Annotated in this window: 25 protein-coding genes and 1 tRNA gene; 16 read left to right on the top strand and 10 right to left on the bottom strand. The window is 69.1% G+C overall.

The window, feature by feature from the left end; translation table 11 throughout:
• Positions 1-106: 106 nt before the first annotated feature.
• On the bottom strand, positions 107-988 hold the full coding sequence (rfbA, locus tag KTR66_RS10500; protein ID WP_213612551.1) for a glucose-1-phosphate thymidylyltransferase RfbA: 882 nt from the start codon (positions 986-988) through the stop codon (positions 107-109).
• A gap of 139 nt (positions 989-1127) precedes the next feature.
• Positions 1128-2186 (bottom strand): dTDP-glucose 4,6-dehydratase, encoded by a 1059-nt coding sequence (gene rfbB / locus KTR66_RS10505; RefSeq protein WP_213612552.1) that lies wholly within the window; start codon positions 2184-2186, stop codon positions 1128-1130.
• Between the two features lie 130 nt (positions 2187-2316).
• Here rfbB and KTR66_RS10510 point away from each other — a divergent pair, with 130 nt between their 5' ends.
• Genes KTR66_RS10510 through KTR66_RS10520 form a run of 3 tightly spaced genes read left to right on the top strand, consistent with a single transcriptional unit; the run spans position 2317 to position 4681 of the window.
• Complete coding sequence (locus KTR66_RS10510) at positions 2317-3150, top strand: ABC transporter permease (RefSeq protein ID WP_213612553.1); 834 nt, start codon at positions 2317-2319, stop codon at positions 3148-3150.
• A 5-nt stretch (positions 3151-3155) separates the two neighbouring features.
• Positions 3156-3887: an ABC transporter ATP-binding protein gene (locus tag KTR66_RS10515; protein WP_213612554.1), complete on the top strand. Its 732-nt coding sequence runs from the start codon at positions 3156-3158 to the stop codon at positions 3885-3887.
• A 41-nt stretch (positions 3888-3928) separates the two neighbouring features.
• Positions 3929-4681: a class I SAM-dependent methyltransferase gene (locus tag KTR66_RS10520; protein WP_213612555.1), complete on the top strand. Its 753-nt coding sequence runs from the start codon at positions 3929-3931 to the stop codon at positions 4679-4681.
• 172 nt (positions 4682-4853) lie between these two features.
• Here the strand turns inward: KTR66_RS10520 and obgE are convergent, their stop codons facing one another.
• The 3 genes from obgE to rplU all read right to left on the bottom strand — a co-directional run bounded on the left by obgE (position 4854) and on the right by rplU (position 6621).
• A complete protein-coding gene (gene obgE, locus KTR66_RS10525) occupies positions 4854-5846 on the bottom strand; it encodes a GTPase ObgE (protein ID WP_213612556.1) in 993 nt (330 codons plus the stop codon).
• A gap of 175 nt (positions 5847-6021) precedes the next feature.
• On the bottom strand, positions 6022-6291 hold the full coding sequence (gene rpmA, locus KTR66_RS10530; protein WP_213612557.1) for a 50S ribosomal protein L27: 270 nt from the start codon (positions 6289-6291) through the stop codon (positions 6022-6024).
• Between the two features lie 15 nt (positions 6292-6306).
• Positions 6307-6621 (bottom strand): 50S ribosomal protein L21, encoded by a 315-nt coding sequence (gene rplU / locus KTR66_RS10535; protein ID WP_213612558.1) that lies wholly within the window; start codon positions 6619-6621, stop codon positions 6307-6309.
• 240 nt (positions 6622-6861) lie between these two features.
• On the opposite strand from rplU, the gene KTR66_RS10540 reads away from it, so the two are divergent.
• Positions 6862-7266 (top strand): RidA family protein, encoded by a 405-nt coding sequence (locus KTR66_RS10540; RefSeq protein WP_213612559.1) that lies wholly within the window; start codon positions 6862-6864, stop codon positions 7264-7266.
• Position 7267: 1 nt separating this feature from the next.
• Here the strand turns inward: KTR66_RS10540 and KTR66_RS10545 are convergent, their stop codons facing one another.
• On the bottom strand, positions 7268-8047 hold the full coding sequence (locus KTR66_RS10545; RefSeq protein WP_213612560.1) for a fumarylacetoacetate hydrolase family protein: 780 nt from the start codon (positions 8045-8047) through the stop codon (positions 7268-7270).
• Between the two features lie 2 nt (positions 8048-8049).
• Positions 8050-8745: a bifunctional 2-polyprenyl-6-hydroxyphenol methylase/3-demethylubiquinol 3-O-methyltransferase UbiG gene (ubiG, locus tag KTR66_RS10550; protein ID WP_213612561.1), complete on the bottom strand. Its 696-nt coding sequence runs from the start codon at positions 8743-8745 to the stop codon at positions 8050-8052.
• Between the two features lie 90 nt (positions 8746-8835).
• On the opposite strand from ubiG, the gene KTR66_RS10555 reads away from it, so the two are divergent.
• The 10 genes from KTR66_RS10555 to KTR66_RS10600 all read left to right on the top strand — a co-directional run bounded on the left by KTR66_RS10555 (position 8836) and on the right by KTR66_RS10600 (position 18738).
• Positions 8836-10056: an aspartate kinase gene (locus KTR66_RS10555; protein ID WP_213612562.1), complete on the top strand. Its 1221-nt coding sequence runs from the start codon at positions 8836-8838 to the stop codon at positions 10054-10056.
• On the top strand, positions 10056-11099 hold the full coding sequence (locus KTR66_RS10560) for a nitronate monooxygenase family protein (RefSeq protein ID WP_213612563.1): 1044 nt from the start codon (positions 10056-10058) through the stop codon (positions 11097-11099). The genes KTR66_RS10555 and KTR66_RS10560 overlap by 1 nt, the downstream gene beginning before the upstream one ends.
• 109 nt (positions 11100-11208) lie before the next feature.
• Entirely contained in the window at positions 11209-12177 is a 969-nt protein-coding gene (locus tag KTR66_RS10565) for a helix-turn-helix domain-containing protein (RefSeq protein ID WP_213612564.1), read from the top strand.
• A gap of 86 nt (positions 12178-12263) precedes the next feature.
• Entirely contained in the window at positions 12264-13409 is a 1146-nt protein-coding gene (gene ispG / locus KTR66_RS10570; protein WP_213612565.1) for a flavodoxin-dependent (E)-4-hydroxy-3-methylbut-2-enyl-diphosphate synthase, read from the top strand.
• A 23-nt stretch (positions 13410-13432) separates the two neighbouring features.
• Positions 13433-14098 carry a glutathione S-transferase family protein gene (locus tag KTR66_RS10575; protein ID WP_213612566.1) on the top strand — a complete coding sequence of 222 codons (666 nt, stop codon included), beginning with the start codon at positions 13433-13435 and terminating at the stop codon, positions 14096-14098.
• On the top strand, positions 14098-14607 hold the full coding sequence (locus KTR66_RS10580; protein WP_213612567.1) for a VOC family protein: 510 nt from the start codon (positions 14098-14100) through the stop codon (positions 14605-14607). Before KTR66_RS10575 ends, KTR66_RS10580 begins: the two co-directional genes overlap by 1 nt.
• Positions 14608-14731: 124 nt before the next feature.
• Positions 14732-15985 (top strand): histidine--tRNA ligase, encoded by a 1254-nt coding sequence (gene hisS, locus KTR66_RS10585; RefSeq protein WP_213612568.1) that lies wholly within the window; start codon positions 14732-14734, stop codon positions 15983-15985.
• Positions 15982-17034 carry a peptide chain release factor 1 gene (gene prfA / locus KTR66_RS10590; RefSeq protein ID WP_213612569.1) on the top strand — a complete coding sequence of 351 codons (1053 nt, stop codon included), beginning with the start codon at positions 15982-15984 and terminating at the stop codon, positions 17032-17034. Before hisS ends, prfA begins: the two co-directional genes overlap by 4 nt.
• A gap of 160 nt (positions 17035-17194) precedes the next feature.
• On the top strand, positions 17195-18082 hold the full coding sequence (gene prmC, locus KTR66_RS10595; protein WP_213612570.1) for a peptide chain release factor N(5)-glutamine methyltransferase: 888 nt from the start codon (positions 17195-17197) through the stop codon (positions 18080-18082).
• Between the two features lie 149 nt (positions 18083-18231).
• On the top strand, positions 18232-18738 hold the full coding sequence (locus tag KTR66_RS10600) for a DUF4167 domain-containing protein (RefSeq protein ID WP_371819086.1): 507 nt from the start codon (positions 18232-18234) through the stop codon (positions 18736-18738).
• 78 nt (positions 18739-18816) lie between these two features.
• Here the strand turns inward: KTR66_RS10600 and KTR66_RS10605 are convergent.
• The 3 genes from KTR66_RS10605 to KTR66_RS10615 all read right to left on the bottom strand — a co-directional run bounded on the left by KTR66_RS10605 (position 18817) and on the right by KTR66_RS10615 (position 19375).
• Positions 18817-18892, bottom strand: a tRNA-Glu gene (locus KTR66_RS10605).
• 19 nt (positions 18893-18911) lie between these two features.
• A complete protein-coding gene (locus tag KTR66_RS10610; RefSeq protein ID WP_213612572.1) occupies positions 18912-19085 on the bottom strand; it encodes a DUF2256 domain-containing protein in 174 nt (57 codons plus the stop codon).
• The gene (locus KTR66_RS10615) at positions 19085-19375 is read right to left on the bottom strand and encodes a DUF6476 family protein (protein WP_213612573.1); all 291 of its coding nucleotides are present in this window, start codon (positions 19373-19375) and stop codon (positions 19085-19087) included. Before KTR66_RS10615 ends, KTR66_RS10610 begins: the two co-directional genes overlap by 1 nt.
• Between KTR66_RS10615 and KTR66_RS10620 the strand changes: the two genes are divergently transcribed.
• Together KTR66_RS10620 and rpoH are read left to right on the top strand one after the other, a co-directional pair.
• Positions 19376-20389 (top strand): RluA family pseudouridine synthase, encoded by a 1014-nt coding sequence (locus KTR66_RS10620; protein WP_249732028.1) that lies wholly within the window; start codon positions 19376-19378, stop codon positions 20387-20389.
• 227 nt (positions 20390-20616) lie between these two features.
• Positions 20617-21498: an RNA polymerase sigma factor RpoH gene (gene rpoH / locus KTR66_RS10625; RefSeq protein WP_213612575.1), complete on the top strand. Its 882-nt coding sequence runs from the start codon at positions 20617-20619 to the stop codon at positions 21496-21498.
• Positions 21499-21535: the final 37 nt, after the last annotated feature.

A 21535-nucleotide genomic window follows, 5' to 3' on the forward strand; every position in this document is an offset into this window, starting at 1 on the left:
GCCGCCAGTGCGCTGCGCTTCCACACCTCGCTGAAGAAGCCGCGCGCATCGCCGAAGCGGTTGGGCTCGATCAGGAGCACATCGGGGATGGATTGCGGCGTGATCTTCATGCGTGGACCCCATCGGCCAATTGCACGAGATATTGGCCATAGGCCGTCTTGCCCAGCGCCTTGCCGCGCGCGCGCAGCTCATCGGCCGTCAGGAACCCGCGGCGGAAGCCGATTTCCTCCGGGCAGCCCACCACCAGGCCCTGGCGCTCCTGCACCGTCTGCACGAAGGTCGCCGCCTGCAGGAGGCTCGCCGGCGTGCCCGCATCGAGCCAGGCGCAGCCGCGGCCCAGCTGCTCGCAGGAGAGGTCGCCCGCATGCATGTAGAGCAGGTTGAGATCGGTGATCTCAAGCTCGCCGCGCGCCGAGGGCTTCACCCGCTTGGCCATCTCGACCACGCGCTTGTCGTAGAAATAGACGCCGATGACGGCCCAGTCCGACTTGGGCTTGGCGGGCTTCTCCTCGATGGAGATCACGCGGCCCGCGCCGTCGAACTCCGCCACGCCATAGCGCTCGGGGTCGGCCACGCGATAGCCGAAGACGGTGGCCCCCCCGGCCTCGGCACGGCCGCGCGCCGCACCGAGGCGCACCGAAAGGCCTTCGCCATAGATGATGTTGTCGCCCAGCGCCAAAGCGCAGGCGTCGCCCGCGATGAACTCCTCGCCGATCAGGAAGGCCTGCGCGAGGCCGTCGGGCGAGGGCTGCTCGGCATAGCTGAGCCGCACGCCGAAGGCGCTGCCATCGCCCAGCAGGCGCCGGAAGGCGGGCAGGTCCTGCGGGGTGGAGATGATCAGGATGTCCTGGATGCCGGCCAGCATCAGGGTGCCGAGCGGGTAATAGACCATCGGCTTGTCATAGACCGGCAGCAATTGCTTGGACGCCGCCAGCGTCATCGGATGCAGCCGCGTGCCGGAGCCCCCGGCCAGGATGATGCCCTTCATGATTTGATGCCCTCAAGCGCCGGGCGGCCGCGTCCGCGGCCTTGGCTCGAAACGCTGAAGCGTTTCGGCTCGGCTATGCGCCTCGCATCCTCGGAGGAGGATGCCTTCCTATCAACGGTTTCGCGGGTTGCGCGCAGGCTCACGACTTCACGCCGCCAAGCCGCTGGCCGGCATAGGCCTTCTCGCGGATCGGGCGCCACCAGGCCTCGTGGTCCAGGTACCAGCGGATGGTCTGCTCCAGCCCCGCCTCGAAATCGTAGCGCGGCTTCCAGCCCAGCGCCGCCTCGGCGCCCGAGGGGTCCATCGCGTAGCGGAAATCATGGCCGGGCCGGTCGCGCACGAAGGTGATCAGCCGCTCGCGCGGGCCGGCGGCATCGGGGCGCAGCCGGTCGAGCGTGGCGCAGATCGCCTTCACCACCTCGAGGTTGGTGCGCTCCTGCCGCGGCCCGATGCAATAGGTCGCCCCCGGCTTGCCATGCATCAGCGCCAGCACCAGCGCCTCGGCATGGTCCTCGACATGCAGCCAGTCGCGGATATTGGCGCCCTCGCCATAGACCGGCAGCGGCTTGCCCTCCAGCGCGTTCAGCGTGACCAGCGGGATCAGCTTCTCGGGGAATTGCCACGGCCCGTAATTGTTCGTCGTGTTCGAGACGAAGGAAGGGAAGCCATAGGTGTGGTTCCAGGCCCGCACCAGGTGGTCGGAGGCCGCCTTGCTCGCCGAATAGGGGCTGCGCGGGTCATAGGGCGTCTCGGGGGTGAAGGGCGGGTCGCCCGGATAGAGCGAGCCGAAGACCTCGTCCGTCGAGACATGATGGAAGCGGAAGGCCGCCTTCGCCTCGCCCTGCAGCGTGTTCCAGTATTCCCGCGCCGCCTCCAGCAGCACCTGGGTGCCGACGACGTTGGTGCGGATGAATTCGGCCGGCCCGTCGATCGATCGGTCCACATGGCTCTCGGCGGCGAGATGCATCACCGCCGTCGGCTTGTGCGCGGCGAAGACGGCGCGCATCGCCTCCACGTCGCAGATATCCGCCTGGACGTGGACGTGCCGGGCCTCGCCGGCATGCATGCCGAGCGAGGCGGGGCTCGCCGCATAGGTCATCTTGTCCACGTTGACGACCGTGGCACCCGTCGTCGTCAGAAGGCGCCGGACCACGGCCGAGCCGATGAAGCCGTATCCGCCGGTGATGAGGAAAAGCAAGGCGCATCGTCTCCTGGAAAGCCGGGGGGGCCTAACACAAGACCCGGGCCTGTCAATACGACGGCGCCGGTTACAAACGGAAGCCTTCCTCGGCTTTCGGCCCTGGAGCCCTGCGTGTATAGCCGCCCGCATGGCCACCTCGTCGCCCCGATCCTTCGAACATGACGCCGCGCGCCCCGAGCGCGGCGCCCGTGCCCGCGCGGACCTGCTGGAGGGCTTTCAGCGCTGGCGCCTCGCCTGGGTGCTGGCCCGGACCGACATCACCCACCGCTACCGCGGCTCTGTGCTGGGTCCGCTCTGGGTCACCATCTCGACGGCGGTGATGTTGATCTCGCTCGGCTTCCTCTACGCCAAGCTTTTCCAGATCGAGGTGGGGGTCTACCTGCCCTGGCTCGCCGTCAGCCTCATCATCTGGGCCATGATCGGCCAGGCGGTGACCGAGGCCTGCGCCACCATCACCTCGGCCGAGGGCGTCGTCCGGCAGATGCCCTTGCCCTATTCGGTGCATGCCCTGCGGACCGTCTTCCGCAACGCCGTGGTGGCGGCGCACAACCTGCCGCTGATCGTCGTCGTCTTCCTGATCTTCGGCGTATCGCCCGGCTGGGGCGCGCTCTGGGCGATCCCGGGCCTCATCCTGCTCGCCATCAACGTCTTCTGGGGTTCGCTCCTGCTCGGCCTCCTCTGCGCGCGCTTCCGCGACATCCCGCCCATCGTCGCCTCCGTCATGCAGATCGCCTTCTTCCTGACGCCCGTCATCTGGAAGCCGGAACTGATCGAGGGCGCGCAGGTCTACCTGCCCCTCAATCCCTTCTTCGCGGTGATGGAGACCATGCGCGGCCCGATCATGGGCACCGGCGCATCGGCCACCGTCTGGATCGCGGCGATCGTCTACACCGGCATCGTCTGGGCCGTGTCCCAGGCCTTCTTCACGCGGTTCCGCAACCGCGTCGCTTTCTGGGTCTGACCGACATGGCACGCATCGAGGCCGAGGGGCTGGCGATCGAGTATCCGCTCTACCATCACAATGCGCGCTCGCTGAAGCGGCGCCTGATGGGAGCGACCCCGCGCCGCCTGAAGGAGGACCCCTCGCATCGCGTCGTGGTCGCGGCCCTGCGCAACCTCACCTTCACCATCGAGCGCGGCGAGCGCGTGGCGCTGATCGGCCCCAATGGCGCGGGCAAGTCCACCCTGCTGCGCACCGTCGCCGGCATCTATGAACCCGTCGCCGGCCGGCTGCGCGTGGAGGGCGAGATCGGCTCCCTCATCGACCCTGGTGCGGGCATGGAGGCGCTGGCGACGGGGCGCGAGAACATCGTGCTGCGCGGCCTCTATCGCGGCATGTCGGAGGCCGAGGCCGAGGCGATGGCGGAGGAGGTCGTCGCCTTCGCCGATCTCGGCGAGTTCATCGACGTGCAGATCCGCGGCTATTCCGCCGGCATGCAGGTGCGCCTCGCCTTCGCGCTGGCCACCGCGATGATGCCCGAGATCCTGCTCATGGATGAATGGTTCCTGGCCGGCGATGCCGAGTTCATGGCCCGCGCGGAGGAGCGCCTGAAGCAGCTGGTGACCGGCGCCGACATCCTGATGCTGGCCACGCATGACATGGCCGTGGTCCGCCGCTGGTGCACGCGCGCCATCCGCATCGAGGGCGGGGTCATCCTGCAGGACGGCACGGTGGACGAGGTGCTGGGCCCGGCCTGAGGCCGATTGCGCCGCGGCCGCGCCCTCGCTAGGTGTGCGGCATGATCTGGCCCTTCCGCCGCCGCAAGCCGGCCACCCCCGATTCCCTGCTGCAATCCGACCCGGCGAACGAGCTCTACCGGCTCTTCCTGGAGCGCGGCGCCCGCACGCACAAGACCGCCAAGTGGCACCACTATTTCGACATCTACGACGCCTTCCTGGCGCGCTATCGCGGGCAGTCGCCCACGCTGCTCGAGATCGGCGTGGATGAATGCGGCTCGCTCGAGATCTGGCGCGAATGGCTGGGCCCCGGCGCGCGCATCTTCGGCATGGACATCAACCCGAAATCCGCCGAGCTGGCACCGCCCGGCTGCAAGGTCTTCATTGGCGACCAGGCGGACCCCGCCTTCCTGCGCCAGGTGCTGGCCGAGATCGGCACGCCCGACATCGTGGTGGATGATGGGGGCCACACCAGCAACCAGCAGATCGAGAGCTTCGAGGTCTTCTACCCCGCGATGGCGCCGGACGGCGTCTATATCGTGGAGGACACGCACACCGCCCTCTGGGGCGGGCAGTGGGATGACCGGCCGGGGATGACCTTCCTCGACTATGCGGCGGAGCGCGTGAAGGACCTGCACGCCTGGAGCGGCATCCACGCCAATTTCCGCCGTTACCACACGCATCCGAGCGAGCGCGTGGGGGCGGAGGCCGAAGTGCCGGCATTCACGCGCACGACGCGCGCCATCTCCTTCTTCGACAGCATCGTGGCCTTCGAGCGCGGCCCGCGCCGCGAGCCCTGGCAGGAGCGGCGCTGAGCCCGATCGCCTTTGGCCTCTTCGCCAAAGGCGTGAATCGGCCTCGCGGTGTACTGAGCCCGATCGCCTTTGGCCTCTTCGCCGAAGGCGTGAATCGGCCTCGCGGTGTACTGAGCCCGATCGCCTTTGGCCTCTTCGCCAAAGGCGTGAATCGGCCTCGCGGCGGTGATCGCTACTTCGCGCGCACCACATCCATCACGGCGCGCAGCACCTCCGGCACGCCTTCGCCGGTGGCACCGGCGGCCAGCATCACCGGCCCACCCGTTGCGCGCTCCAGCGCCTTCACGCGCGAGGCGCGGGCCTGCCGCGTCATCGCATCGAGCTTGTTGAGGACGACGATCTCGGGCTTTTCCGAGAGGCCGCCGCCATATTCCTCCAGCTCATTGCGGATCATCCGCCAGGCGCCCGCCGGGTCTGCCTGGCTGCCGTCGATCAGATGCAGCAGCACACGGCAGCGCTCCACATGCCCCAGGAAGCGCGTGCCGAGCCCGGCCCCCTCGCTCGCGCCCTCGATCAGCCCGGGGATGTCGGCCAGGACGAATTCCTCCGTCGCGTTGAGCCGCACGACGCCGAGCTGCGGGTGCAGCGTGGTGAAGGGATAATCCGCGATCTTGGGGCGCGCCGCACTCGCCGCCGCCAGGAAGGTGGACTTGCCCGCATTGGGCAGCCCCACCAGCCCCGCATCGGCGATGAGCTTGAGCCGCAGCCAGACCCATTTCTCCTCGCCCGGCCAGCCCGGATCGGCCCGGCGCGGCGCGCGGTTGGTGCTGGTCTTGTAATTCGCATTGCCGAAGCCGCCATCGCCGCCCTTGGCCAGCAGCACGCGCTTGCCCACCACGTCGAGGTCGGCGATCAGCGTCTCGCGATCCTCATCCAGGATCTGCGTGCCGACGGGCACCTTCAGCGTCACATCCGGTGCGGCTGCCCCGGTCCGGTCCGAGCCCGCGCCATTGCCGCCCTTGCGCGCCTTGAAATGCTGGGCGTAGCGGTAGTCGATCAGGGTGTTCAGCCCCTCCACCGCCTCGGCATAGACGCTGCCGCCGCGGCCGCCATTGCCGCCATCCGGCCCGCCATATTCGATGAAGCGCTCACGCCGGAAGGCGATGACGCCATTGCCGCCATCGCCCGATTTGATGAACACCTTGGCTTCGTCGAGAAACTTCATTTGTGCCGCCATGCAAGTAGCCGCGACACCAACCCTACTCGCATGGCGGCAAGGGGGGGCAGGGCCCCCCCTAGACCCCCCCTTTTCGCAAGGGGAGCGCTTGGGGGTTGGGGCGGTCTAAACAAAAACGGGGGCCACGAGGGCCCCCGCTGGTCACGCCACCCGGGGCGTCAATTCACTCGGCCGCGAGCTTGATCGGCTCGACCGAGACATGGACGCGGTCCTCGGCCTTGCGGGCGAACTTCACATGACCCTCGACCAGCGCGAAGAGCGTGTGATCGCGGCCCACGCCGACATTGGTGCCGGCCTTCATCTTGGTGCCGCGCTGCTTGACGAGGATGTTGCCGGCCAGCACGTGCTCGCCGCCGAACTTCTTCACGCCAAGCCGCTGACCGGGACTGTCACGCCCGTTGCGAGAGGAGCCGCCTGCCTTTTTGTGTGCCATCTGTCTTGCTCCTTCTTACGCCGCGATGCTGGCGATGCGCAGGACCGTCTGTTCCTGGCGATGGCCGCGCTTGCGGCGGCTGTTCTTGCGGCGGCGCTTCTTCAGGATCAGCACCTTGTCGCCGCGATTCTGGTCCACCACGGTGGCGGTGACGCTGGCACCCGGCACGGTCGGCGCGCCGATCTGCAGGCCGGCATCGTTGCTCACGGCCAGCACCTCGTGGAAGGTGACGGTGGCGCCGGGCTCAGCCTCCAGGCGCTCGACGATGACGACGGCGTTCGGCGTCACCCGGTATTGTTTTCCGCCAGTGCGGATCACTGCGAAGCTCATCACACGCGCCCTTCGGGCTGCCGCGCAAGGCGACGCTGCCCGTGATACTGAATGGTTATGGCCGCTGGCCGGAAGCACCGCACGGGCGCCCCATGAACGACCACGGGCGACACGCATGCGCCGCCCGGGAGGGGAGCGTGTAGGGGAGGGCAGGGCCGCGCGTCAAGTCGCAAGGCGGGCCCCGGGGGTGACATTCCCCGCAGGAGTGGCAGCCTCCGCCCGGTCAGGAGGAACCCCGCCATGTCCCGAATCCGCCGCGTCAGCAGCCCCGCCGTCCCCGAGCCGCCGCCCGGCCTCTGGTCCAACTGCCTGGTGGTGGACGGGATCGCCTATCTTTCCGGCTTCACCGCGCGCGACCAGGCGCTGCGCGCGCCCGAGGGCGCCGACATGCTGGCCCAGGCCCGGACCATCTTCGGCAAGATGCGGTCCCTGCTCGAGGCCGCCGGTGGCTGCATGGCCGATATGGTGAAATTGACGATCTTCGTGACCGACATCACCCAGCGCGAGGCCGTCTGGCAGGCCCGGCGCGAATTCTTCACCGGCGATTTCCCGGCCTGCTCGCTCGTCCAGGTGGCCGCGCTGGCCGAGCCCTCCATCCTGGTCGAGATCGAGGGCGTGGCGCATCTCGGCGCCAGCCGGGGTTAGCCTATTCGGGCGCGAAGGCGTTGGTCAGCGTGCCGATTCCCGCGATGGTGACGGCCACCTCCATCCCCGGCCGCATCGGCAGCGCGCCGACCGAGGTGCCGCAGGCGATCACATCGCCCGGCTCCAGCGTCATCTCCTGCGAGAGCAGCGAGACGATGCGGGCCGGCGGCAGGATCATGTCCGCGCAGGGGTAGTCCTGCCGGACGCGCCCGTTCAGCGCGACCTGCACGCGCAGCTCCCGCCAATCGAGCCCCTGGGCGATGCAGGGGCCGATCGGCCCGAAGCTGTCGGGCGACTTGGCCCGCGCCCATTGGGGAAAGGAAGGGTCGGCGGTCAGGATATCGAGCGCCGTCACGTCATTCACGCAGGTCAGGCCGAAGATCGCGGCTTCCGCCTCCGTCTCATCCGCGCGGCTGACCCGGCGGCCGATGACGAGGCCGAGCTCCCCCTCATAGAGCGTCTTGCCGGCATAGCCCGCGAGCGGGCGGATCGCCGCACCTGGCCCGATCACGGAACCCGGCGACTTCAGGAACCAGAGCGGTGTCTCGGGGATGGCATTGCCCTGCTTGGTGGCGAGCTCGTGATAATTGTTCCACAGCCCCACGAAGCGGGTGGGCCGCACCGGGGCCAGCAGCGCCACGTCGGACACCGCCAGAGCCGCCCCCGAGCCGGTATGGGCGCCGAACATGTCGCCGGCATGCGGGGTGATGCTCTCGCCCGCCAGCGTGCCGAAGCCCTCCGCGCCTTCGGCCGTGCGGAAGCGAACCCAATGCGTGACCATGCTCAGACCTTTCGTGCCGCCATCAGGTAGTTCACGCCCGTGTCGCGGGCGATGCGGAAGCCCGTGCGCAGGCTCGGCACCATGCCCGCCACATCGGTGACGGCGAGGCCGGCGCCGCGCAGCAGCCGGCCCAGCTCCTCGGGCGTGACGAACTGCTTCCAGTCATGCGTGCCGCGCGGCAGCCAGCGCAGGATCTGCTCGGCGCCCAGGATGGCAAAGAGGTAGGAACGCCGCGTGCGGTTCAGCGTGGAGAGAAAGACCTGCCCGCCCGGCCGTGTGAGCCGCGCCAGCGCCGCGCAGAAACCCGCGCGCTCGGCCGGCGGCACATGCTCGATCACCTCCAGCGAGATGACGGCATCGAAGGCCTCGGCCGCGAAATCCTCGGGCGTGCCCTCGCGATAATCGACGCTGACACCGTGGGAGGCCGCATGCGCGCGCGCCGCCTCCAGCGCCGCGCCCGCGGCATCCAGCCCGGTGACGATGGCGCCCCGCCGCGCCAGCCATTCCGACGCCAGGCCCGCCCCGCAGCCGACATCCAGGATGCGCAGGCCTTCCAGCGGGCCGAGGCGTTCGGCGATCCAGCCCATGCGGGCCGGGTTCATGGCGTGCAGCGGCGCCATGGGGCCCGTCGGCTTCCACCAATCCTGAGCCAGGGCGTCGAACTTCGCCACTTCCTGGAGGTCTGCGCTACCCGACATGTTGCCCATCCGCGTCATGAACGGTATCTGACCCGCCCTCAGGCCCACCGCAAGGCCTGTCCCCTCCAGGGGGGCAGGCCAGGAACTCGCATGTCCCGTATCGTGATGAAGTTCGGCGGCACCTCCGTCGCCGATCTCGACCGCATCAGAAACGTCGCCGCCCGCGTGAAGCGCGAGGTGGAGGCCGGCCACCAGGTGGCCGTCGTCGTCTCCGCCATGTCGGGCGCCACCAACCAGCTGGTGAAATGGTGCCAGGATCTCTCGCCCCTGCATGACGCCCGCGAATACGACACCGTCGTCGCGACCGGCGAGCAGGTGACCATCGGCCTCACCGCCATCGCGCTGCAGGCGATCGGCGTGGATGCGCGCTCCTGGCAGGGCTGGCAGGTGCCGATCCTGACCGACAACGCGCATGGCAAGGCCCGCGTGGACCGCATCGAGGGCGATGAGCTGATCCGCCGGATGGAGCAGGGCCAGGTCCCCGTCGTCGCCGGCTTCCAGGGCCTCGAGCCCACGCGCAACCGCGTCACCACGCTGGGCCGTGGCGGCTCCGACCTCTCGGCGGTGGCGCTGGCCGCGGCGCTCAAGGCCGATCGCTGCGACATCTACACCGATGTGGACGGCATCTACACGACCGATCCGCGCATCGTGCCGCGCGCGAAAAAGCTTGAGCGCATCTCCTATGAGGAGATGCTCGAACTGGCGTCGGTGGGCGCCAAGGTGTTGCAGACCCGCTCCGTCGAACTCGCCATGAAGGCGCGGGTTCGCGTGCAGGTTCTTTCCAGTTTCGAAGACAAGCCAGGCTCCCTGGTCGTGGATGAGGACGAGATCATGGAGAAGCCGATCGTTTCCGGCATTGCCTATTCGCGCGATGAGGCGAAGGTCACCCTTCGCCGCGTGCCCGACCGCCCGGGTGTCGCCGCCCGCGTCTTCGGCCCGCTTTCGGCCGCCAATGTGAATGTGGACATGATCGTCCAGAACATCGGCGCCGATGGCGGCACGGACATGACCTTCACCGTCGGCCGTTCGGATTTGCCGCGCGCCACCGACATCCTGGAGAAGGCCAAGGGCGAGCTGGGCTACGAGGCGCTGATCGCCGACCCCGAGGTGGCCAAGATCAGCGTGGTCGGCATCGGCATGCGCACCCATGCGGGCGTGGCGTCCACCATGTTCAAGACGCTGGCCGACAAGGGCATCAACATCCAGGTGATTTCGACCTCCGAGATCAAGGTGAGCGTGCTGGTCGCCGCCGACTACACCGAGCTCGCGGTCCGCGCGCTGCACACGGCCTACGGGTTGGACGCCGCCTGATGGACGCGACGCCGGTGGTCCCGCAGGCGGCCTTTGACGAGGTGGATCGCCTCATGGCGCGCGGCGCCGCCTTCTTCGGCTCGCGCTATGCGCTGCTGGGCGGCGCCATGTCCTGGGTGAGCGAGCGCAACCTGGTGGCGGCCCTCTCCAACGCCGGCGCCTTCGGCGTCATCGCCTGCGGCGCCATGGAGCCGCATCACCTGGATGCCGAGATCGCCGGCACCAAGGCGCTGACCGACAAGCCCTTCGGCGTGAACCTGATCACCATGCATCCGCGCCTGGAGCAGTTGGTGGACACCTGCCTGTCGCATGGCGTCTCCCACATCGTCTTCGCGGGCGGCATTCCGCCCACGGCGGCGATCAAGCGCGCGAAGGAGGGCGGGGCCAAGATCGTCTGCTTCGCCCCCGCGCTGGCCTTGGCCAAGAAGCTGATCCGCTCCGGCGCCGATGCGCTCGTCATCGAGGGCAGCGAGGCGGGGGGGCATATCGGCCCGGTCAGCCTCAACGTGCTGGCGCAGGAAATCCTGCCCCACATCACCGAGGTGCCGGTCTTCGTGGCTGGCGGCATCGGCCGCGGCGAGGCGATCCTCTCCTACCTGGAGATGGGCGCGGCCGGCGCGCAGCTCGGCACGCGCTTCGTCTGCGCCACCGAGTGCATCGCGCACCCCAACTTCAAGCGCGCCTTCATCCGCGGCAATGCGCGCGATGCGCTGCCCACCGTCCAGCTCGATGAGCGCTTTCCGGTGATCCCCGTGCGCGCCCTGCAGAATGAGGGCACCAAGCGCTTCATGGAGCACCAGGCCGCCGTGCTGAAGCGCTTCCAGGCCGGCGAGCTCGGCAAGGAGGAAGCCCAGCTCGACATCGAGCATTTCTGGGCCGGCGCGCTCCGCCGGGCCGTGGTGGATGGCGATGTGGAGCAGGGCTCGCTCATGGCCGGCCAGTCGGTCGGCATGGTCTCGCGCGAGCAGCCGGCCGTTGAAATCGTGGCGGAATTGATCGGCCAGGCCGCCGCCGCCGTGGCCGCCCGCCGCGGCCTCGCCTGAAGAATCGCGCCTGAGGGGAAGGGGGGGCTTTGCGCCCCCGCCCGGAAGGCGCTAACCATGGGCCGTGTTCGACGACATGAAACGCTTCCGCCCCCAGGAGGCCCAACCCGTGGATGCCGCACGCCTCGGCGAAGAGCTGCGTGACGCACGGCTGGCGCTTGGCCTGTCCATCGAGGATGTCGCGGCGGAGCTGCGCATCCGGCGCGTCTATCTGATCGCGCTCGAGGAAGGCCGCCTGAAGGATCTGCCTTCCCCCGCCTATGCGGTGGGGTTCGTGCGGAATTATTCCGGTGCCCTGGGCCTCGACCCGACCGAAATGGTCCGCCGCCTGCGCGATGCGGTGGCGACCGGCGCCCGCAAGACCGACCTCGTCTTCCCCGAGCCGGTGCCCGAGCGCGGCTTCCCGGCCGGCGTGCTGGTGCTGGCGGGTGCCGTCATCGCGGTTGGTGCCTATGTCGCCTGGTACAACTGGGCCGGCACGGGCAACCGCACGGTGGATGCCGTGCCCCCCGTGCCCGCCCGCCTGGAGCCCGCCGCCCGCACGGGCGAGGCCCTGCGCCCGACGACACCGGCCCCCGTGGCGCCCACCGCCGCGCCGGCGCCTGCCCCGGCCCCCACGCCTGCGCCCAGCGCACCCGTTGCCGCCACTCCGCCCGGCGCCGCCGTGATCGTCCCGGCCCTGCCGGTGCCCACCCCCGTGCCGGTCCAGGTGCCGACCCCCGCGCCGCCCGTCGCCGCCGCCCCGCCGGCTGACCAGCCGCGCATCACGTTGCGCGCCAAGGCCGAGATCTGGACCCAGGTGCGTGACACCCGCGCGAACCAGACGCTGATCTCCCGCAACATGCGCCCGGGCGAGACCTTCGTGGTGCCCAATCGTGAGGGGCTTCTGCTCTCGGTCGGCAATGCCGCGATGATCGACGTGCTGGTGGATGGCCAGCCCGCGCCGGCCTTCGGCAACACGCCCGGCGTGCGGCGTGACGTGCCCCTGGTGCCGGACCAGCTGCGTCCGCGCCCGGCCGCCGGTGCCACGCCCCCGGCCGCGCCTGCCCGCCTGAACCCGCCGCCCCAGCGGCAGTAACGGGCCTCGCCTCCGGCGAACGGCAAGCTTGGGCATTCCCGCGCGCGCGCCTATATTGCGCGCGAACGCCGTTTCCGAGGGAATGCATGAGCTACCGGCCTTATCAGCACATCGCGCGCCGCAAGTCGCGCCAGATCCGCGTGGGCAAGGTCCTGGTGGGCGGGGATGCCCCCATCAGCGTGCAGACCATGACCAACACGCTGACCTCGGACGCCGCCGCCACCATCGCGCAGATCCGCAAGTCCGAGCTCGCCGGCGTGGACATCGTCCGCGTCTCCTGCCCCGATGAGGAGAGCACCGCCGCACTCGCCGAGATCGTGCGCGAGGTGAATGTCCCGATCGTCGCCGACATCCATTTCCACTACCGCCGCGCCATCGAGGCGGCCGAGGCGGGGGCCGCCTGCCTGCGCATCAACCCGGGCAATATCGGCTCGCCCGAGCGCGTGAAGGAGGTGGTGAAGGCCGCGCGGGACCATGGCTGCGCCATCCGCATCGGCGTGAATGCCGGCAGCCTCGAGAAGCACCTGCTGGAGAAGTATGGCGAGCCCAACCCCGAGGCGCTGGTCGAAAGCGCCCTCTGGCACGCCGACCACCTGCTGCAGAACGACTTCCACGAGTTCAAGATCAGCGTGAAGGCGAGCGACGTCTTCATGGCCGTCGCCGCCTACACGCAGCTCGCCGAGCAATGCGACCACCCGCTGCACATCGGCATCACGGAAGCCGGCGGCAAGCGCGCGGGCACGGTGAAGAGCGCGATCGGCCTCGGCAACCTGCTCTGGGCCGGCATCGGCGACACCATGCGGGTGTCCTTGAGCGCCGAGCCGGAGGAGGAGGTCGCCGTCGCCTGGGACATCCTGAAGTCGCTCCATCTGCGCCATCGCGGCGTGAAGATCATCTCCTGCCCCTCCTGCGCGCGGCAGGGCTTCGACGTGATCCGCACGGTGGAGAAGCTCGAGGAACGCCTCGCGCATGTGACGCAGCCGGTCAGCCTTTCCATCATCGGCTGCGTGGTGAACGGCCCGGGCGAGGCGCTGATGACCGATATCGGCCTGACCGGCGGCGGCGCCGGGCGGCACATGGTCTATTCCACCGGCAAGCAGGACCACACGACCGATACGGAGGCCATGATCGACCACCTGGTCGAGATGGTGGAGGCGCGCGCCGCCCTGCTCCAGGCCGAGGCGGATGCGAAGAAGGCCGAAGAGGCGAAGGCGAAGATCGCCGCGGAATAAGGCGCCGGCAAGGAGCCAAGGCTTTGAAATTGCACTATTTCGACGGCTCGACCACCTGCCGCCCCATTGTCATGTTCGCGCATGAGGCGGGGCTGCCTCTGGAACTCGTGCCGGTGAACCTCTTCATTGGCGAGCACAAGGGCGAGGCCTATACCGGCATCAACCCGAACCAGCTCGTCCCCGTGCTGGAGGAGGCGGATGGCCACCGGCTGATCGAATGCTCGGCCATCCTGAAATACCTGGCGGACCTGCAGGGCCACCCTGCCTGGCCGGCCGACAAGCGCGCCCGGGCCGCGGTGAATGCGCGGATGGACTGGTTCAACACCGGCTTCTACCGCGTCTTCGGTTATGGCCTGGTCTATGGCCAGGTCCTGCCCGACTACATGTGGCCCGATGCCGCCATGCAGGCCGCCGCGCTGGAAAAGGCCGAGGCCAAGTCCCGCGCCCTGCTGACCGTGCTGAACGACCACATGCTGAACGATGCCGCCCCCTTCCTGGGCGGCGCCGAGCCCGACCTTTCCGATCATCTGGGTGCCGCCTATGTGACGCTGGGCGAGCTGATCGGCTTCGACTTCGCGCCCTGGCCGCGCGTTGAACGCTGGATCGCGGCGATGAAGGCCCGACCGAGCTGGGAGGCCGCCAATGGCGGCTTCAACGCCTGGCGCGGCATGCTGCGGGGTGCCGCCTGATGGTCGCGAACCCGGCCCATATGTTCCACCACGTCGCCTATCGGTGCCGGGATTCCGAGGCCACGCGCGCCTTCTACGAGGATTTCCTGGGCATGGAGCTGGCCCAGGCCTTCGTCATCGAACGCACGGCGACGGGGCGCGACGCCTCCGTCCTGCACAGCTTCTACAAGCTGGGCGATGGCAGCTTCCTCGCCTTCTTCGAGGTGCCGGACAGCGAGTTCGATTTCAAGCAGCAGCATGATTTCGACCTGCATGTCGCCATGGAGACCTCGCCCGTGGAGCTGGAGGCCGTGCTCGCCAAGGCGCGGGCGGCTGGCATCGAGGCGCGTGGCCCGGCCGATCACGGCATCATCCGCTCCATCTATCTGCGCGACCCGAATGGCTATGTCGTCGAACTGGCCGCGAAGACGGAACGCCACGCGGCCGAGATGGACCCCACGCGCAACAAGGCGCGGGCCACGCTCGACGCCTGGACCGCCCGCAAGGGGCATCAGAGTATGATCCGCTGAGGTGGCATCACCGAAGCGGTGAATCATCCTCTCAACATGCCTGGATCGTGACCCGGCGAGTGCGGATCGCGATCCAGCCCGCCCTTGCGGGGGCGCGCGTCAGGCGTTACCCGCCATCCCCATCATGTCCCAGATCAAGCTCCAGCCTCCGCGCGGCACGCGTGACCTCATCGGCGAGGAATTCCGCCGCCACCACCGCGTCATCAAGACCGCGCGCCGCATCTCGGCGCTTTATGGCTTCGAGGAATGGGCGACCCCCATCTTCGAGGACACGCGCGTCTTCGCCCGCGGCCTGGGCGAGACCTCGGACGTGGTCAGCAAGGAGATGTACGAGTTCCAGGATCGCGGCGGCGAAAGCGTCACGCTGCGCCCCGAGAACACGGCCGGCGTCTGCCGCGCGCTGGTTTCGGGCGGGCTCACGCAATCCCTGCCGCGCAAGGTCTTCTATGCCGGCCCCATGTTCCGCTACGAGCGCCCGCAGGCCGGCCGCTACCGCCAGTTCCACCAGATCGGCGCGGAAGTGCTGGGTGCCGCCGAGCCGCTGGCCGATGCCGAGGTGATCGCCTGCGGCTACCACATCATCCGCGAACTCGGCCTGGATGAGGGCGTGATCCTGGAGGTGAACACGCTGGGCGATGCGGAAAGCCGCGACGCCTACCGCGCGGCACTCATCGCCCATTTCACCGCCCATCGCGACAAGCTCAGCGAGGACAGCCAGCGGCGCCTCGAGAAGAACCCGCTGCGCATCATCGACAGCAAGGAGGCGCAGGACCGTGCGCTGGTGGCGGAAGCGCCCACCATCGAGCCCTTCCTGACCGAGAAGGCCCGCGCCCATTGGGACGCGCTGCGCCGGCACCTGACAACCTTCGCCGTGCCCTTCCGGGAGAACCCGCGCATCGTCCGCGGCCTCGACTACTACAGCCACACCGCCTTCGAATTCGTGACCGACCGCCTGGGCGCGCAGGGCACGGTGATGGGCGGCGGCCGCTATGACGGGCTGGTGGAGGAGATGGGCGGCCCACCGACACCCTCCGTCGGCTGGGCGGCGGGCGTGGAGCGCCTCGCCATGCTCATGGAGAAGGCGGGCCTGACGCCGGCCGCCCCGCGCCTCGTCACCGTGATCCCGGTCAGCGATGCGGAGGAGGGCGTCGCGCTGAACCTGCTGCAATCGCTGCGCGCGGCCGGCCTCGGCGCCGAGATGGGCTATCGCGGCAACCTCAAGCGCCGCATGGAGCGCGCCAACAAGCAGGGTGCGCGCGCCGCCATCATCATCGGCGAGACCGAGGCCGCCGCGGGCGTGGCGCAGCTGCGCGACCTCGATGCCGGCACGCAGGAGCAGGTCCCCTTCACGGCGCTGGTGGAGCGGCTGAAGAAGTGAGCCTCCCCGCCTCGCTGGAGCGTGTGATGCTGCGGGCGGAGGAGCTGCGCGCGCAGCTCGAAACCGCCGATGGCTCGCAGATCGGCGCCATCTCGAAGGAGCTTTCGGGCCTTGATCCGCTGGTCGAGAAGGTGCGCGAATACCGCGCGCTGGAAGCCGCCGAGGCCGAGGCGCAGGCCCTGCTCGACGATCCCGAGATGCGCGAGCTGGCCGAGGCCGAGCTGCTCGACGCCAAGCACCGACTGCCCAAGCTGGAGCGTGAGATCCGCCTCATGCTGCTGCCGAAGGATGCGGCGGATGAGCGCAGCGCGATCCTGGAAATCCGCCCGGCCGCGGGCGGCGACGAAGCCGGTCTCTTCGCCGCCGAGCTGTTCCGCGCCTATCAGAAATACGCGGAAAGCGTCGGCTGGCGCTTCACCGTACTCGAATATGACGAGAACGAGCTGGGCGGCATCAAGGGCGCCAGCGGCGAGATCGAAGGGCAGGGGGTCTTTGCCCGCCTCAAGTTCGAAAGCGGCGTGCACCGCGTGCAGCGCGTGCCGGCGACGGAGACCCAAGGCCGCATCCACACCTCCACCGTGACGGTCGCTGTCCTGGCGGAAGCCGAGGAGGTGGATGTGCGGATCGACGAGAAGGATCTGCGCATCGACACCTACCGCGCGCAGGGCGCCGGCGGCCAGCATGTGAACAAGACCGACAGCGCCGTGCGCATCACCCACATCCCGACCGGCACCGTGGTCGCGATGCAGGAAGAAAAGAGCCAGCACAAGAACAAGGCCAAGGCCATGAAGATGCTGCGCGCCAAGATCTACGACGCGCAGCGCCAGGCCCTCGATTCCGCGCGCGCCGCCGACCGCAAGGGCCAGGTCGGCACCGGCGATCGCAGCGAGCGCATCCGCACCTACAATTTCCCGCAGGGCCGCGTGACGGATCACCGCATCGGCCTCACGCTGCACAAGGTGGACCGCGTGATGATGGGCGAGATGGCCGAGATCTTCGACGCGCTGATCAGCGAGGACGAAGCCCAGCGCCTGGCAGCGGAAAATTGAACGCCCTCAGGCGCGTCACGCCGCAGGCGTGCCTTCGGCACGATGCGCGGCCTCCGGCCGCTTGGCTTCGCGCCGCCGCTGGTGCGCGGGTGGCAAGGTCGGTCTGGGCGCGCCGGCCGCCTTGCGGCCGGATTCTCGTGGCGCGGCTCTTGTTTCTCCCATGACCTGCGAGCCGGGGGAGAGCGTCGGCGCCTTCCTGTGCCAAGCCGGCCAGATGCTGCGCGCCGCCGCCATCGAAAACCCCCGCCTCGAAGCCCGCCTGCTGCTGGCCCACGCCATGTCCAGCACCACCGAGGCCCTGCTGCGAGACCCGCGCGCCGCCGTCCCGCCCGAGGCCGTGGCCCGCTTCCGCACCGCCCTCGATCAGCGACTCGCGCGCCTGCCCATGGCGCGCATCCTGGGCCATGCCGGATTCTGGACGCTGGATCTGGAGGTCGGCCCGGAGACGCTGATCCCCCGCGCGGATTCCGAGACGCTGATCGAAGCGGTGCTCGAATCCGGCATCGCCCCGCGTCGCATCCTGGACCTCGGCACCGGCACGGGTTGCCTCTTGTTGGCGGCACTCGCGGAATTCCCGGCCGCCTGGGGGCTTGGCCTCGACCTGCGGCCCGAGGCCGCGGCACTCGCCGCGCGCAACGCCGTGCGGAACGGTTTGTCGGGGCAGGCCGCCTTCGTCGCAGGTGACTGGGCTTCGGCGGTGGCCGGCCGCTTCGACCTGGTCCTCTCCAACCCGCCCTATATCGCCAGCACCGCGATCCCCGGCCTCATGCCCGAAGTGGCCGAGCATGAGCCATCCAGCGCGCTGGATGGCGGCCCGGACGGGCTCGACGCCTATCGGCGGATCATCGCCGACCTCCCGCGCTTGCTCGTGCCGGGCGGCCTTGCTGTTCTCGAACTGGGCGAAGGGCAGGGAATGGCCGTCTCGGCCTTGGCGGGTGACCAGGGCCTGGAGGTGCTCGGCCTGAAGCCCGATCTCGGCGGCATCGGCCGTGCCTTGATCCTGAAATTCTCCGAGAAACCGGTTGGCGAGGCGGCGTCTTGCGTCTAAAGTGACATTCGTCAGCGCAGGCCCCTGGCCCGCCGATGGGCACCACCCGCAAGGGCAATGCCCCGGACGACACCCAGCCAGCGGCGCCTCTTGAAACCTCCGCGGCAGCACAGACAGCAGAAGCACAGACACGAATGAACATGAAGCGCATGCGCCGTGGCCATCGCCATGGCGGCGGTGGTGGCAATGGCGGCGGGCAGTTTCGCTCGGCGGGCGGCGGCGGGGGTGGCAACGGCAACCAGCCGCTGAACCGCAACCACGTCTTCGATTCGAGCGGCCCGGATGTGCGGCTGCGGGGCACCGCCCAGCAGCTCTTCGAGAAGTATCTCCAGCTCGGCCGCGACGCGACCAGCAGCGGAGACCGCGTGGGCGCCGAGGGCTATTTCCAGCATGCGGAGCACTACTTCCGCATTCTGGGTGCCATGGCCGCCGTCCAGCAGCAGAATCAGCCGCAGCAGGAGCGCCGCTTCCGCGAGCAGAACAATGAGGGCTACCAGGGCGAGGCGCAGCCCGCGGAGGGCGCTGATGCCGCTGAGAGCAACATCACGGCGAGCCTGGAGGCCGAACTGGCCGGCGAGGCCGAGACTCTGCCCATGCCGCAGCCGCGCCACGTGGCGCCGCCGGCCGAGGATGCCGCACCCGAAGCCGCGCGCTGACGCTTCGGGGCCGCGCCGGACACGGCGCGGCCATCCGGCGGTTTCGTGCCGGTAGCGGCATGTCCTGTCTGTGGGAAATGGCGTCCCTTAGGGGATTCGAACCCCTGTTGCCGCCGTGAGAGGGCGGTGTCCTAGGCCTCTAGACGAAAGGGACGTGGCCAAGTGGGGCGGTCTTAGCCGCCCCGGCGGGGCAGGGCAAGCCGGGCCTTTGCATATCTCCCATCCCGGCACGCATCGGAGCAAAAGCGCACCTCTTCCCAGTTCCGCGCCCATTTCTTCCGCCAGGCGAAGGGGCGGCCACAGGCGGCGCAGGTCTTCTCCGGCAGGTTGGGCTTCTTGTGGGCCATCAGCGAACCGGAACGGCCGCACCCGGCATCACCTCACCCACCACGCGGCCGCTGCGCGAATCCAGCAGCAGGATGCGGTCCCCGTCCGGGCGCTGCACATGCACCGCGAAGTGGTCGCCGGCGCCGGCCACGCCCAGGATGCGGCTGCCCGCGGGCAGGTTCAGGCTCATCGCCGGCAGCGGCGCGTCACCCCGATGGCCGGCGCGCTGGACGAGAAGGACGACCAGCGTCACCGTGCCAGCCACGATCAGCACGCCCATCGCCACAACCAGGAACTTGAGTGCCTGCATTTGCCCCAGACCCATGAGATCACCGCGACGGAAGCCGATCACGGACAGCGCGTGGACCGATTCCTCGCGGAGCGGATAGGCGGTCTCTCGCGCTCCCGCGTCAAGGCGCTGATCGAGGAAGGCCATGTCACGCGCGATGGCGCGCCGCTCACCGAACCCGCCCAGCCCGTCCGCCCCGGCAGCGTCTATCGCCTCACTCCGCCGCCGCCCGCGCCCGCCAAGCCGCAGGCGGAGGCGATGCCGCTCGACATCCTCTTCGAGGACCAGCACCTCATCGTCCTCGACAAGCCCGCCGGCCTCGTCGTCCATCCCGCGCCGGGCAATATGGAGGGCACGCTGGTGAACGGCCTGCTCGCCCATGCAGGCGAGGAACTGGAAGGCATCGGCGGGGAAAAGCGCCCCGGCATCGTCCACCGGCTGGACAAGGACACCTCGGGCATCATGGTCGTGGCGAAGACGGAGCAGGCGCACCGCATCCTCTCCGACGCCTTCGTGACGCGCGACCTCGACCGCGAATACCTGGCGCTGGCCTGGGGCGTGCCCAGCCCGGCCCAAGGCGTGATCGACGCCGCGATCGGCCGCCACACGACGGACCGCAAGCGCATGGCGGTGGTCGAGCAACGCAGCCGCGGCGTCCAGCGCGGCGCCATGGCCGGCGCCAGCGCCGGCAAGCACGCCATCACGAATTACCGGACCGAGCAGGCCTTCCACGGCGCGGTCAGCCTGGTCCGCTGCAAGCTGGAGACGGGGCGGACGCACCAGATTCGCGTCCATATGGCGCATATCGGCCACCCCCTGGTGGGGGACCCCGTGTATCTGCGACGTATCCCGGCGGCCAGCCGGAGCCTGCCGGAGAGCCTCCGCGAGGCGCTCCTGGCCTTCCCGCGCCAGGCGCTTCATGCCGCAAGCCTTGGCTTCGCACACCCGATCACCAAGGAAAATCTCTCCTTCCGGTCTGATCCGCCGGAGGATTTCCGGAAACTCCAGGCGCTGCTCGCCTGTAACACCGAGTAACCGGACCAGTTTGGTCGGTTTTGCTTGCGCAAACCTGTTCGGTTCGGTAATTTCTCGCTGGAACTTAGCGACGGGGTGCCGCTACACCCCCGGCTGCTGCCACCGCCCCTTCCGTGACCGGGGCGGATGCATCCGGGAGGGCCCTGGACGCGTGAGGCCAGAAAGGCCGTGTGCCCGCCGCCGTCACGGGGTGGGGCACGGCGCAAATGGAAGGCTCGTCGAATCCGATGGCGTCTTTGAGTATCCCGCTTGCCCCTGAAGGCAACCTCTCTCGCTACCTTCAGGACATCCGGAAATTCCCCATGCTCGCCCCCGAGGAGGAGCTGGAACTCGCCAAGCGCTGGCGCGATGCCGGCGATGAGGCGGCGGCCCATAAGCTCGTCACCTCGCATCTGCGCCTCGTGGCGAAGATCGCGATGGGCTATCGCGGCTATGGCCTGCCCGTGGGCGAGCTGATCTCCGAGGGCAATGTCGGCATGATGCAGGCGGTGAAGCGGTTCGATCCGGACCGCGGCTTCCGCCTCGCCACCTACGCCATGTGGTGGATCCGCGCCGCCATCCAGGAATACATCCTGCACAGCTGGTCGCTCGTGAAGATGGGCACGACCGCCGCGCAGAAGAAGCTGTTCTTCAACCTCCGTCGCCTCAAGGGGCAGATCGGCGCGCTGGAGGATGGCGACCTGCAGCCCGAGGTGGTCGCGAAGATCGCGAAGACGCTGGCCGTGCCCGAGCAGGATGTGGTGAGCATGAACCGCCGCCTCGCCTCGCCGGACAACAGCCTGAACGCCCCCGTCCGCGCCGATAGCGAGGGCGAGTGGCAGGACTGGCTGGTGGACGATGCCGAGACGCAGGAAAGCGAGCTGGCCGAGCGGGAGGACATGTCCAACCGCAAGGACATGCTGAACGGCGCCCTGCGCACGCTGAACGAGCGCGAGCGGCACATCCTGATCGAGCGCCGCCTGAAGGACGAGCCGACCACGCTGGAGGAGCTCTCGCAGCAGTACAACATCAGCCGCGAGCGCGTCCGCCAGATCGAGGTCCGTGCCTTCGAGAAGCTGCAGAAGAGCATGAAGCAGCAGATCGCGGAGCGGCGCATCAGCGTCGGCTGAACCACGGCGCTCAGGGGCGCGCGCGGGGGGCTTGGCC

This window comes from Roseococcus sp. SDR (assembly GCF_019083995.1).
Taxonomy (GTDB): Bacteria; Pseudomonadota; Alphaproteobacteria; order Acetobacterales; family Acetobacteraceae; genus Roseococcus.

What these genes read in the sequence shown, in the direction of transcription:
- KTR66_RS10510 (WP_213612553.1), top strand. Translation starts at nt 2,317, where the DNA reads ATGGCCACCTCGTCGCCCCGATCCTTCGAACATGACGCCGCGCGCCCC.
- ispG (WP_213612565.1), top strand. Translation starts at nt 12,264, where the DNA reads ATGAGCTACCGGCCTTATCAGCACATCGCGCGCCGCAAGTCGCGCCAG.
- prmC (WP_213612570.1), top strand. Translation starts at nt 17,195, where the DNA reads ATGACCTGCGAGCCGGGGGAGAGCGTCGGCGCCTTCCTGTGCCAAGCC.
- obgE (WP_213612556.1), bottom strand. Translation starts at nt 5,846, where the DNA reads ATGAAGTTTCTCGACGAAGCCAAGGTGTTCATCAAATCGGGCGATGGC.
- rpmA (WP_213612557.1), bottom strand. Translation starts at nt 6,291, where the DNA reads ATGGCACACAAAAAGGCAGGCGGCTCCTCTCGCAACGGGCGTGACAGT.
- KTR66_RS10545 (WP_213612560.1), bottom strand. Translation starts at nt 8,047, where the DNA reads ATGGTCACGCATTGGGTTCGCTTCCGCACGGCCGAAGGCGCGGAGGGC.
- KTR66_RS10560 (WP_213612563.1), top strand. Translation starts at nt 10,056, where the DNA reads ATGGACGCGACGCCGGTGGTCCCGCAGGCGGCCTTTGACGAGGTGGAT.
- KTR66_RS10600 (WP_371819086.1), top strand. Translation starts at nt 18,232, where the DNA reads ATGCGCCGTGGCCATCGCCATGGCGGCGGTGGTGGCAATGGCGGCGGG.
- KTR66_RS10555 (WP_213612562.1), top strand. Translation starts at nt 8,836, where the DNA reads ATGTCCCGTATCGTGATGAAGTTCGGCGGCACCTCCGTCGCCGATCTC.
- hisS (WP_213612568.1), top strand. Translation starts at nt 14,732, where the DNA reads ATGTCCCAGATCAAGCTCCAGCCTCCGCGCGGCACGCGTGACCTCATC.
- rfbA (WP_213612551.1), bottom strand. Translation starts at nt 988, where the DNA reads ATGAAGGGCATCATCCTGGCCGGGGGCTCCGGCACGCGGCTGCATCCG.
- KTR66_RS10515 (WP_213612554.1), top strand. Translation starts at nt 3,156, where the DNA reads ATGGCACGCATCGAGGCCGAGGGGCTGGCGATCGAGTATCCGCTCTAC.
- KTR66_RS10520 (WP_213612555.1), top strand. Translation starts at nt 3,929, where the DNA reads ATGATCTGGCCCTTCCGCCGCCGCAAGCCGGCCACCCCCGATTCCCTG.
- KTR66_RS10610 (WP_213612572.1), bottom strand. Translation starts at nt 19,085, where the DNA reads ATGGCCCACAAGAAGCCCAACCTGCCGGAGAAGACCTGCGCCGCCTGT.
- rplU (WP_213612558.1), bottom strand. Translation starts at nt 6,621, where the DNA reads ATGAGCTTCGCAGTGATCCGCACTGGCGGAAAACAATACCGGGTGACG.
- KTR66_RS10580 (WP_213612567.1), top strand. Translation starts at nt 14,098, where the DNA reads ATGGTCGCGAACCCGGCCCATATGTTCCACCACGTCGCCTATCGGTGC.
- rpoH (WP_213612575.1), top strand. Translation starts at nt 20,617, where the DNA reads ATGGCGTCTTTGAGTATCCCGCTTGCCCCTGAAGGCAACCTCTCTCGC.
- KTR66_RS10615 (WP_213612573.1), bottom strand. Translation starts at nt 19,375, where the DNA reads ATGCAGGCACTCAAGTTCCTGGTTGTGGCGATGGGCGTGCTGATCGTG.
- ubiG (WP_213612561.1), bottom strand. Translation starts at nt 8,745, where the DNA reads ATGTCGGGTAGCGCAGACCTCCAGGAAGTGGCGAAGTTCGACGCCCTG.
- KTR66_RS10540 (WP_213612559.1), top strand. Translation starts at nt 6,862, where the DNA reads ATGTCCCGAATCCGCCGCGTCAGCAGCCCCGCCGTCCCCGAGCCGCCG.